The sequence below is a fragment of the Chamaesiphon sp. genome (assembly GCF_041738855.1).
Classification (GTDB): Bacteria; Cyanobacteriota; Cyanobacteriia; order Cyanobacteriales; family Chamaesiphonaceae; genus Chamaesiphon.
The window spans coordinates 1-12,094 of sequence record NZ_JBGSPA010000088.1; the positions used below are offsets into that span (position 1 = coordinate 1).

The 12,094-nt window shown below is 47.9% G+C and carries 10 protein-coding genes and 1 pseudogene; all 11 read left to right on the top strand.

The features are described 5' to 3' along the window. Positions 1 to 621 (top strand): YihY/virulence factor BrkB family protein (locus tag ACEW9I_RS08620; protein ID WP_373539940.1); only part of this gene is annotated, 621 nt, incomplete at its 5' end. Positions 622 to 814: 193 nt separating this feature from the next. After that, positions 815 to 1,624: a glucose 1-dehydrogenase gene (locus ACEW9I_RS08625; RefSeq protein ID WP_373539941.1), complete on the top strand. Its 810-nt coding sequence runs from the start codon at positions 815 to 817 to the stop codon at positions 1,622 to 1,624. A 44-nt stretch (positions 1,625 to 1,668) separates the two neighbouring features. Continuing rightward, positions 1,669 to 4,362 (top strand): glucosidase, encoded by a 2,694-nt coding sequence (locus tag ACEW9I_RS08630; RefSeq protein ID WP_373539942.1) that lies wholly within the window; start codon positions 1,669 to 1,671, stop codon positions 4,360 to 4,362. Positions 4,363 to 4,422: 60 nt separating this feature from the next. Further along, a complete protein-coding gene (locus ACEW9I_RS08635; protein WP_373539943.1) occupies positions 4,423 to 5,274 on the top strand; it encodes a universal stress protein in 852 nt (283 codons plus the stop codon). A 250-nt stretch (positions 5,275 to 5,524) separates the two neighbouring features. Further along, on the top strand, positions 5,525 to 5,842 hold the full coding sequence (locus tag ACEW9I_RS08640) for an HPF/RaiA family ribosome-associated protein (protein ID WP_373539944.1): 318 nt from the start codon (positions 5,525 to 5,527) through the stop codon (positions 5,840 to 5,842). A 42-nt stretch (positions 5,843 to 5,884) separates the two neighbouring features. Next, positions 5,885 to 6,655: a PRC-barrel domain-containing protein gene (locus ACEW9I_RS08645; RefSeq protein WP_373539945.1), complete on the top strand. Its 771-nt coding sequence runs from the start codon at positions 5,885 to 5,887 to the stop codon at positions 6,653 to 6,655. Between the two features lie 101 nt (positions 6,656 to 6,756). Beyond that, the gene (locus tag ACEW9I_RS08650) at positions 6,757 to 7,698 is read left to right on the top strand and encodes a polyphosphate kinase 2 family protein (protein ID WP_373539946.1); all 942 of its coding nucleotides are present in this window, start codon (positions 6,757 to 6,759) and stop codon (positions 7,696 to 7,698) included. 79 nt (positions 7,699 to 7,777) lie between these two features. After that, on the top strand, positions 7,778 to 8,737 hold the full coding sequence (locus ACEW9I_RS08655) for an S-layer homology domain-containing protein (RefSeq protein ID WP_373539947.1): 960 nt from the start codon (positions 7,778 to 7,780) through the stop codon (positions 8,735 to 8,737). 38 nt (positions 8,738 to 8,775) lie between these two features. Next, positions 8,776 to 9,393 (top strand): annotated as a pseudogene (locus ACEW9I_RS08660) (DUF3611 family protein). 186 nt (positions 9,394 to 9,579) lie between these two features. Then, positions 9,580 to 10,605 (top strand): mechanosensitive ion channel family protein, encoded by a 1,026-nt coding sequence (locus ACEW9I_RS08665; protein ID WP_373539949.1) that lies wholly within the window; start codon positions 9,580 to 9,582, stop codon positions 10,603 to 10,605. Beyond that, positions 10,602 to 11,936: a DUF2254 domain-containing protein gene (locus ACEW9I_RS08670; protein WP_373539948.1), complete on the top strand. Its 1,335-nt coding sequence runs from the start codon at positions 10,602 to 10,604 to the stop codon at positions 11,934 to 11,936. Before ACEW9I_RS08665 ends, ACEW9I_RS08670 begins: the two co-directional genes overlap by 4 nt. Positions 11,937 to 12,094: the final 158 nt, after the last annotated feature.

Below are 12,094 nucleotides of genomic sequence, written 5' to 3' on the forward strand. Positions count from 1 at the left end.
CCATTACAACTGGCGATGAATTTAGGCTTCTTCGTCGTTGGTGCATCTAGTATCTTTGCCCAAATTCAGCAGGCTCTCGATCGAATTTGGGAAGTCCAGCCAGCTCCAGGAAGACAGATCGCTCACTTTCTCCGCAAACGGATATTGTCTTTTACGATGATTTTGGCAATCGTGTTTCTGCTGTTAGTTGCGGCGATTGCTAATAGCTTACTTGCGGTCATTGTCAGTACGCTCGATCGGTGGTTGCCTGGATTAGGCAGCCTCTGGCTAATGCTGCGCTGGCTCATCTCCTTTAATTTAATTATTATGGTCTTTGCTGCGATGTATACGATCTTGCCAGATGTAGAAATTCACTGGCGCAATACCTTAATGGGCGCAACGATCGCCGCGCTACTTTTCATAGCAGGACAAGCATTATTCGGCGTATTTTTGAGCATGGCAAACATCGGCTCTGGTTATGGTGTGGCAGGCTCTTTCCCGATCGTAATTACCTGGATTTTTTACGCCGCACAAGTTCTGTTTTCAGGTGCAGTTTTTACCAAAGTTTATGCTCGACAACGCGGAGTGCCGATCGTGCCGTCGGAGTTTGCCGTATCAACATCCACCACAAATCTACGCTGAAGGTTTTGTAATTTGATCCGATCGCTTCTGCATGAGGAATAGCAGCTATTACAGGCTTGTTACATAGCCCGATCTACATTGACAACATGCGACATCCTCAGAGCAAACTTCTATGCTGTCACTATTGCGTCATATTTGTGTTTGATACTTAAGATAGTTGGCTAGGAATTTGAGCAATCGTGATGGTTTAAATATGAAAGGATTAACTGGAAAAAATGTCCTAATTACTGGAGCGAGTTCGGGAATCGGTCAAGCGATCGCCATTCGACTCGCTCAAGAAGGTTGCAATATTGCCATTAACTACCGCAAAAGTGCCGAAGAAGCCGCCGAAACTGAAGAACAGGCGATGCAGAAAGCTTGTGGGCAAGTCGAAAATTGTGGCGTAAAATCGCTAATCGTCCAGGGTGATGTATCTAAAGAAGATGAGGCGATCGAGCTAATTAATACGGTAATCGATCGATTTGGCAGTCTGGATATTCTGGTTAATAATGCCGGAATCCAAACCGAGTCTCCGACACACGAACTATCAGCAGATGAATTCGATCGAGTTTTAGATGTCAACCTTCGGGGTGCATTTCTGTGCGCGCGAGAAACAATTAAACATCTATTATCGCGACAACAAGCTGGCACTATCATCAATATTTCTAGCGTCCACGAAATTATTCCGCGTCCTACATATTTGAGTTATTCGATTAGCAAAGGTGGGATGGGGAATCTAACCAAAACACTGGCATTAGAATATGCCGATCGACAGATTCGAGTCAATGCGATCGCGCCTGGGGCGACCGTAACCCCAATCAATCAAGACTGGATCGAAAATCCAGACAAAAAAGCTGTTGTCGAGAGCCATATCCCAATGGGGCGGGCTGGCACGTCTGAAGAGATGGCGGCGGCTGTAGCATTTCTGGCTTCAGATGAAGCCGCATATATCACCGGACAAACACTGTATATCGATGGTGGACTGACGCTTTACGCTGATTTTCGCGAATCTTGGTCGGCCTAAAGCCTAAAGCCTAATCCCTAATCCCTAAAGCCTAATCCCTAATCATGACCGCAGAAGAGAACCGACTGACAGCAGACCGAGATCGCCAAGCCTATTGGCGCAGATGGGGGCCGTACTTGAGCGAGCGTCAGTGGGGTACCGTGCGGGAAGATTATAGTGCTGATGGTGCGGCTTGGGAGCATTTTCCGCACGAGCAGGCGCGGTCGCGGGCGTATCGGTGGGGTGAAGATGGGATTGCCGGAATTTCTGACAATCATCAACGGTTGTGTTTTGCGATCGCCTTGTGGAACGGAGCAGACCCGATTCTCAAGGAGCGGCTATTTGGGTTGACTGGCTCCGAAGGCAATCACGGCGAGGATGTCAAAGAGTACTACTTCTATCTCGACAACACGCCCAGCCATGCCTACATGAAGTATCTTTACAAGTATCCACACGCCGCTTTTCCCTACACCCAACTCGTGCAGGAGAACCAACGCCGGGGTTATCACGAGCCGGAGTTTGAGTTAGCAGATACTGGTGTGTTTGATAACGATCGCTATTTTGATATTTATATTGAGTATGCCAAAGCCACGGATGAAGATATTCTGATTCAGATTACCGCCATCAATCGCGGCGCGGAACGGCAAACGCTTCATTTATTGCCAACACTCTGGTTTCGGAATACTTGGTCGTGGGATCTTAATAGTCCCAAACCGCAGTTACAGCAAGGAGAAAGTACCGGATCGAGTAGTGTCATCACTGCCAACCATCCTACTTTGGGCGATCGCTATCTCTATTGCCAATCCACAGCCCTATTATTTACCGAAAATGAGACTAATTCCGATCGATTATTCGGTACTCAAAACTCGTCGCCCTATGTCAAGGATGGCATTCACGACTACATCGTACACGGTCGGACTGACGCTGTAAATCCCCAACAGATCGGCACCAAAGTCGCCGCCGATTACGAACTTACTTTAGATGCCCACCAAGCGCAAACAATCCAGTTACGGCTGACAAATCGTGCCGATTTAGCCACACCTTTCGCCGAATTTGAAAATGTGTTTGCACTGCGGCAGCAAGAAGCGGACGAATTCTATCAGCGCATCACCCCCAATCGGATCTCAGACGATGCACGGCAGATTCAACGACAGGCATTTGCCGGATTGCTGTGGACGAAACAGTACTATCATTACGTGGTGGAAGATTGGCTCCAGGGCGACCCGACACAACCGCCACCGCAGCGTCACCATCCGCGCAATTCGGATTGGATTCATGTGTTTAACGATGACATCATTTCGATGCCCGATAAGTGGGAATTTCCGTGGTTTGCCGCCTGGGATCTGGCCTTTCACTGCATTCCCCTAGCGACAATCGATCCCGACTTTGCCAAACGCCAATTAGAACGGCTCACACGCGAATGGTATATGCACCCAAATGGGCAGATTCCCGCTTACGAGTGGCATTTTGGCGATGTAAATCCGCCCGTTCATGCGTGGGCGACTTGGCGCGTCTACCAGATCGAGCAGGAAGTATATGGTCGCAGCGATTCGCAATTTCTAGAGCGTGTATTTCAGAAGTTACTGCTCAACTTTACCTGGTGGGTGAATCAGAAAGACGACAACGGCAACAACATTTTTCAAGGTGGGTTTTTAGGATTAGATAATATTGGCATCTTCGATCGCAGTGCGGCACTACCGACAGGTGGATATCTCGAACAATCCGACGCTACTAGTTGGATGGGAATGTATTGTTTGAATATGTTAGAGATCGCCCTGGAGTTAACCAAAACTAATTCCACTTATGAAGATATTGCCAGCAAGTTTTTCGAGCATTTTTTGTATATTGCCGATGCGATGAATTGTGTCCGCGATCGACATGTACCGTTGTGGGATGAAGAAGATCGGTTTTTCTACGACGTTTTACATTTACCTGACGGTCGATATCACCATTTAAAAGTTCGATCGATGGTCGGACTAGTTCCGTTATTTGCCACCGCAATTTTAGAATCATCTACCTTAGACCGATTACCCGATTTCAAACGTCGCTTTGAGTGGTTTATCAACAATCGCCCCAATCTTCACCATAATATAGCAGCTTTGTCAACGCCAGGATCGCAAGCCAGACGATTGCTGGCGATCGTCAGTCCGATCGATCGACTTCCACACATCATCCACCGCTTGCTAGATGAAACCGAGTTCCTCAGCCCTTACGGAGTGCGATCGCTCTCAAAAATTCATGCCAACCAGCCCTACACATTCGCAGAAGGGGGACAAATACACACCATTGCCTATGAACCTGCCGAATCGACAACAGGCATGTTTGGCGGCAATTCCAACTGGCGGGGGCCAATTTGGTTGCCGATGAATTTTCTGATAATTGAATCGCTCCAGAAGTTTCACACTTATCTCGGCGATGAATTCACAGTCGAATGTCCAACCGGATCGGGACAGTTGCTGACACTAGCAGAAGTGGCAACCGAACTATCGCACCGATCGATCTGCATTTTTGAGCAAAATGCTGCCGGAAATCGCCCAGTGCATGGCGGTAATCGCCTATTTCAAACCAACCCTAACTGGCGCAATTTGTTGCTATTTTACGAACATTTCAATGGCGATAACGGTGCTGGGTTGGGAGCAAATCATCAAACGGGTTGGACGGGGTTAGTTGCCACTTTGATTCGCGATTGTAGCGAACGACCGCAAACATCTGAGCACCAACATGGGTCTGAGTCGGTCGCATCAACTGTCGATCGATAAAGCTGAATTTAGAGTTCTGGCAATCTGTACAGAATCTTCTTTGTTTTGGAGTAAATAGTTATGTTTGAACGAGTTTTAATTTGCACGGATTTCAAGGATGGTTTGCAGCGGCTGGCGCATTATACTGACGCTTTAGCGGCTGGCGGGATGAAGCAAATTGTGTTTCTCCACGTCGTTCCGCTCTTAGAAAAGCGCACAATTCCCAAGAGTGATAACGATCGCATAGAACAAGCTCAAGCGCGACTGAATGCGGCAGTTGGATCGAGTCCGGCTGGGGTCGATGTCCACATTGAGGTGCGATCGGGGCAATCTGTCGAGACGATTCTTCAGGTTGCGAATAGCTATGGCTCTGAATCGATCGTTCTGGGTTCCCAGCCGCACAACTTGCTTGTCGATATACTGCGGGGCAGTACGATGACCGAACTATCTCGCCGCACGACGATTCCACTGCTGATTCTCCGTCCGCAGTTAATTGCGGCATTTACTGCGGAGGAGCTAAGGCTCCGTTGCCAGCATTTATTGCGCGCTGTATTGGTTCCTTACGACGGCAGTACAGCAGCCAATTTTCTGGTGCAACAGCTAAAGCAGTTGGCTCAAAAACAGACCGATCGATATCTGGAGCGGTGCGTGCTGTCTTGGGTGACTGGCGACATCCCCACTCAGACCGAGCAAAACCTCCTGGCTGACATCAAAGTCGATCTAGAGGCGGCAAATTTACAAGTAACAACAGACTTACGCCGGGGAACGCCGCTAACCGAGATTCTAGAGCTAGCTCAAATGGAGGAAATTAGCGCGATCGCCATTTCTACTGGCACGATCGGGAAATTTCAGGAGTGGATTACAGCTAGTTTTGCAGCAGAATTACTGCGTCTGAGCTGGTCGCCAGTATTGTTTTTCCCGCCTTCCCGTTAGATTTAGCTGCGATCGGCGATCGATTTTATTAACAATCGTTGACAGACAAATACCAGCGCGATCGCCAGCATAGTTCTAATGTAATTTGATGCTTAAAAAGAAAACTATAGTTTAAAATTTTTGGCTAAAACCGATAGTAATATTGCATTTTATTTAAAATTTATTTCACTATTAAAGCTCGTTGTATCTACCTAAATGCAGAGAGTCAATCGGAGCTTTTCTACTAAACTTAAACTAGGAGAATAAACACATGAAAATTCAAGTCGAAACCGACAGTAATATCGAAGGTAACACCATGCTGACTCAATCAGTTGAAACTGTGGTGCGGGACACATTGGATCGCTTCAGCTCGCAAATCACGCGGGTGGAAGTTCATCTCAGCGATGAGAATAGCGGCGAGAAATTTGGCACTGACGATAAACGCTGCCTGCTCGAAGTGCGTCTTGCCAGCCACCAACCAATCGCCGTGACCGATCGAGCGGCAACACCAGAGCAGGCTGTTAGTGGTGCTGCCGAGAAAATGAAACATTTGCTAGAAACTACGCTCGGACGAATGAGCGATCGATAAACAGCCGATCGTAAAACTCAAATAATTTAAGGGAGTTGTAATATGTTAATCAAAGCCAAAACCCTCGAAGGTTTTAAATTGAATAGCCTCGACGGCGAAATCGGCAAGGCAAAAGAATTCTACTTCGACGATCGGCACTGGACGATTCGCTATCTAGTTGCTGACACCGGAGGCTGGCTGACGGGCCGACAGGTGCTGATTTCCCCATATGCACTGGTGGCGGCCGATAAGGTAGAGGAGTACATCACCGTCGATTTGACCAAGCAGCAGATTGAGAATAGTCCATCCTTGAGCAGCGATAAACCCGTTTCGCAACAATTCGAGCTGGATTATTACGGATATTATGGGTACCCAAGTTATTGGGGTGGCATGTCCATGTGGGGAGCTTACCCTTACATTCAGCGCGATCCCCAACAATGGGACAAATCCGCCCCAGCAGAGAAAAAGGGAGATCCCAATTTGCGGAGCACTCGTGAGGTAAGTGGCTATCATATTCAAGCTACAGATGGCGAGATCGGGCACGTCGAGGACTTTATCATCGATGACCAAACGTGGGCAATTCGGTATCTAATCGTCGATACAGTCAATTGGTGGTCGGGAAAAAAAGTTCTAGTTTCACCGCGATGGATCGAGCGGGTGAGCTGGGAGGAGTCGAAAGTCTTCATCAATCTGCCGAGCGAAATCATCCAACAATCGCCGGAATATATGCAGGAGACACTGTTAATGCGGGATTACGAAACTCGACTCCATCAACATTACAATCGCCAGGGCTACTGGGTTGATGACTCGAAGGATCTGGCGCAACCGCTGTAAAGCAAATGCGAATAAGAGCTGGGCGCGATCTATCAACCCGTTTAAACAGATCGTGCCCGTGGCACTACTAATTCATCGCCCAGATACAGGAAACTCAAACTATGCCAACCAATGCCCTCAACCATAGCCACACCGATTCACCATCGCACCCATTTCCGATCGAGCAACTAGACGATTTAATTAGTCCTTTTCTCGTGACCCCACGACCGGGAATCAATCTTGCCAAAGATTACGATCCGAGTTTTAAAGCCAGTCATCTCAAAAAGTCGAAAGCCAAAGCTCAATTAAAAGCGGGCATTAAGAGTCTCGCCAAATATCAATACCTGCTTTACGCCCAAAATACCCATTCCTTACTAATTATTTTTCAAGCGATGGATGCTGCGGGTAAAGATAGTACCATCAAACACGTTATGTCTGGGATTAATCCCCAGGGATGCCAAGTCTATAGCTTCAAAGCTCCTTCAGCAACAGAATTGGATCATGATTATTTATGGCGATGTTCCAAAGCTCTACCAGAACGAGGGCGAATTGGCATTTTTAACCGCTCTCATTATGAGGAAATATTAATCACGCGAGTCCATCCAGAAGTTATGGAGCAGCGACAACTTCCACCACATTTAATCGACGAACAAATTTGGGAACGCCGCTTTGAAGAAATTAATAACTTTGAGAAATATCTGGTAAATAACGGGACGATCGTCCTTAAATTTTTCCTGAATGTGTCCAAAGAAGAGCAAAAAGAACGCTTTTTGGAACGGATCGATCGACCGGAGAAGAACTGGAAGTTCTCTATTAATGATGCAAAAGAGCGCGCTCGCTGGGATGACTATATGACTGTCTATGAAGACATGTTTAATCATACCAGTACTGAATGGGCACCTTGGTATATTATTCCAGCCGATCGCAAATGGTTCACGCGGCTAGTCGTAGCTAGGATTATTTATACCAAGTTGGAAGAACTCAATCTCCATTATCCAAAGATTAGCAAGGAAAAGCATCGAGAACTCTTGAAAGCAAAAGCAATACTTGAAAGTAATGAATAAAGATTAATTTAGTTGTTCACAATATCATTTTAATCGATCGATTCGATCGGTAAATTTAGAAATAATTAGAGGTAAGAAAATGAGTAAAGTAAAAGTTAAGATCCTGCGTTCGCAATTGAGTTCTGTTGTGGGCGTAGCAATGTTAGTAGTCGGTTTGATGGCTGGCGCGATCGCGCCTTATTTAGCTACGGCTCAAGCTCCAGCGCCAGCGTTGCCAAATACTACAGCAAATACCAGTTTTCCAGATACGCAAAATTATTGGGCGCAGCCGTTCATTCAAGCTTTAGCACAACGCAATATCGTTACGGGTTATCCCAACAATACCTTTCGCCCCGAAAAATCTGTAGGTCGCGATGAATTTGCAGCGATCCTACGCCAAGCCTTCGATAAAGCTCCAGTGCGACAGATTCGCAGTGGCAGCACGTATACAGATGTTCCTGATGGCTACTGGGCATCGGCGGCAATTAAAGAGGCATACGAAATGGGATTCATGGACGGCTATCCAGGTGGACAATTTCGCCCCAAGCAACCCGTCACCAAAGTCCAAGTATTAACTTCGCTAGCCCGAAAGCTCAACTTGCCTGCAACTACTGCCGCTAGTGCTCGTGTGGCTCCGGCTGTTACGCCAGCACCTGCTACCCAGCCGCCTGCAAACATGCGTGCAAAGAAACCAATGATGTTTCCCCTGGCCATCATGACACTAATGCAGCCATTTATGACTGCACCAGCAAATGCGGTTGCCGCTGCCACTCCGCCAACTCCAACGGCTAGCAGCACCCCACCTGCGCCGAATGGCAAGATCGCTATCAGTAAGTACTATCGGGATGCCGCGCAGATTCCGCCGAATGCTGTCGATGCGGTTGCGAAGACAACTGCTGCCGGAATTGTGGTGAACTATCCAGAGCGACGAGTATTAAACCCAAATAAAGCGGCAACTCGCGGCGAAGTTAGTGCTTTAATTCATCAAGCTTTGGTATATCAAGGAAAAATTACGCCGCTGCCTAGCAATCCCGCTACCAACTATATCGTCGGTCGTTAACTCGCTAAATTACTTCGACCATAGTAGCTAAAAATGCCATGCAAACCGATCGTCAGACATCTTCACATCCCAGCTTTGAACAGGTAGTAACCATTTTACGGATTGCTGCTTGGGTAAGCTTTGTCATGCAAGTTGGGCTGGCAGCGGTTTCGAGCGTGCTGTTGTTGCTGGCAATTGCTGGACGGAGTTTCAATCAATCGATCGCACTACCAACGGGACTCCCTAGAGCTGGTATTGTCACCACCACTACTCCAGGTCTAGGCGTGGGCATTTTTTGGGCAGTCTGCGGGGTGTTGGTGTTGCTATTTGGGAGTTACTTGGCATTCCGCCTCATTCGGTTTGCCAAACGACTTAACAACCCCAACCATGCGATTCGTCCTCGCCGCACCAAGGTGATGCAGGTACTAAAACTGAGTGTAATTACGGGATTAATCGGTATAGTGCTGATGATTTTAGGGACGGGTGCAACCATCGGAGTGCTATTGTCTAAGTCGGTCGCTCTACCCCAATGAGTCGCCATTTATGACCCCAACCGCAGCATTCGATCGGTGGATGTGTTTGTGGCAGCGGCAAATACTACGGGGATAACGGCTCATTTTGTCGGCGTGGTGGCAGCGTTAAGCGTGTTTAACTGGCTGCATCGTCCAACTGATTAGATTACCTGGATAAAGTCATGCCCATGCAAACAAGATCCATCACAACTCAAGCATCTGAGGCACAACCTTCAAGCCAGAACGGGAGTAAGTTTCGACCGACCTTTGATGTCAATACCTAACTTTTGGTAGATGTTCATCCGATCGTTTTGGGACAAGTTTAATTTAGATGTATTGGTAATTTATATTGTGAATACAGAAATATCTACTGTTTGGAGCAAAATCCAAAACATGGCAAGTGACTTCATCATTTTATTGCCAAATATCGTCTTGGCACTGATTGTCTTCGCCATTTTCTTTTTTATTGCCAGAACTCTCAAACAATTAGTCAGAAGATTGACACGCGATCGCCGTCAGGCTCACAATTTGGGGTTAGTACTGGGAAGATTAGCACAAGGAGCAACAATTCTGACGGGATTATTTATTGCCCTGTCGATTATCATTCCCTCGCTCAAAGCTAGCGATCTAGTGCAGTTATTGGGAATTAGTGGAGTAGCGATCGGGTTTGCATTTCGAGATATTCTCCAGAACTTTTTAGCAGGTATTTTAATCCTTTTAACTGAACCGTTTCAAATTGACGATCAAATTGTCTTTAAGAATTTTGAGGGCACCGTCGAACAGATTCAAACCCGCGCGACAACAATTCGCACCTATGATGGTCGGCGGATTGTAATTCCTAATTCAGAACTATTTACCAATTCAGTGATTGTCAATACCGCCTTTGAAAATCGCCGATTGGAGTATGACATCGGGATTGGCTATGGCGATGATATCGACACCGCCAGACGACTCATTTTGGAGGCAATGAATGAAATAGATGGGGTGCTAGACAGCCCTGCGGCTGATGCGATCGTCGTCGAGCTAGCAGGTAGCGCGGTGAATATTCGCGCTCGCTGGTGGGTGCAGCCGCCGCGTCGGGCTGATGTGCTCGACCTGCAAGATCGGGTATTGACAAATATCAAAAATAAGCTGGTGGCAAATGGGATCGATTTACCCTTCCCCACCCAGCAGATTTTATTTCACGACCAGACCGAAGCAACCGATGGCGATCGCCGCCAGCAGCGCGAAGGTTGGCCCGCTGGCAACGGCGAAGTGCCGAAGCCGCGCAGTATCACCAACATGCTCAAACAGTTGGCGCAAGATCGCGATCGACCCCAGGTTACGCCAGCGGCTAACAGCAATTCGTCCAGCCCTACTACTCAAACCGATCGATGAAATCCGCTAAGTTAGGCAAACTGTGGGAATCATTACATTCTAGCTTCTGGTTTGTGCCAACTCTGATGTTGGTGCTGGCGATCGGGCTGTCATTTATTACCATTGGGATCGACCAGAGCCGAGAAACCAACATCATCGGAAAACTAGGCTGGACTTATTCCCTCGGTCCTAGCGGTTCGCGTGCCATCCTATCGGCGATCGCGGGTTCGATGATGAGCGTTGCGACCACGGCTTTTTCGATTACGATCGTCGCACTTCAGTTGGCATCTTCTCAGTTTGGCCCGCGCTTGCTGCGTAATTTCATCCGAGACACTGGCAACCAAGTCGTCCTGGGCACCTTCATTGCCACGTTTGTGTATTGTTTGATGGTGCTACGCACGATTAATGGGGTTGAAGAAAATGAGTTTGTCCCGCACCTGGCAGTAACTGTCGGGATTGGTTTGGCGATCGCCAGTATTGGCGTGTTGATTTACTTTATTCATCATTCCGCCATATCGATTCAGGTCGATCGAGTCATCAAAAAAGTGGGTGACGATCTCGATCGGACGATCGATCGACTTTTTCCCGACCAGATCGGACGCAGTGCCTCAAAGCAGCCAGAGGAGGAGAGTCTAGCCGCTATTCCTGCTGACTTCGATCGCCTTTCCCGTGCCATCACAGCTAGAGAAAGCGGCTATATTCAAGCGATCGATGACGATCGACTGATGCAGATTGCCACCGAACACAATCTGCTGCTCCGAGTCGAGCGGCGACCCGGTCGCTTTGTCGTCAAAGGAAGTCAACTGATGCGCGTCTTTCCTGGAGAAAAGATCGATCGGCAGCTAGCCGCCAAGATTGCCGATACAGTTGAGATCGGGATTCAGCGCACCGAGCAGCAAGATCTAGAGTTTTCGATCGACCAATTGGTAGAAATTGCCGCACGCGCCTTGTCTCCAGGAATTAACGATCCGTTTACGGCGATCCGCTGCATCGACCAGTTGAGTGCGGCTCTGTGTCATTTCGCCCAAAGAGAAATTCCGCCTCCCTACCGCTACGACGATCGCCATCGGCTGCGGGTTATTGCCGAACCGCTAGAATTTGCAGATGCGATCGATGCTGCCTTCAACCAGATTCGGCAGTACGGTCAGTCCAGTGTTGCCGTTACGATGCGGTTATTGGAGGCGATCGCCACGATCGCACCGTTTACACACCGGAAACTAGATCGCACCGCATTAAAGCGTCATGCAGAGACGGTCGAACGTGGCAGCCAGACTGGAATTGTGGAGGAGTTGGATCGCCAAGATGTGCAGGATCGGTATCTCGCTGCTCTTAAAGCGATCGAGCAATTCTAATCTCTTATTAGATCGCGAGTAAACTCACATCTTGCACTAGTATATAGGCACTAAATTTCCAGTGAAACTAACTCGAATGCCAGCCCCTGTGACAACAGAAATTCTCGCTGACGCTCGATTTCTAATAAAAGTAGACTCACAGCAGTCTGTGGCATTAA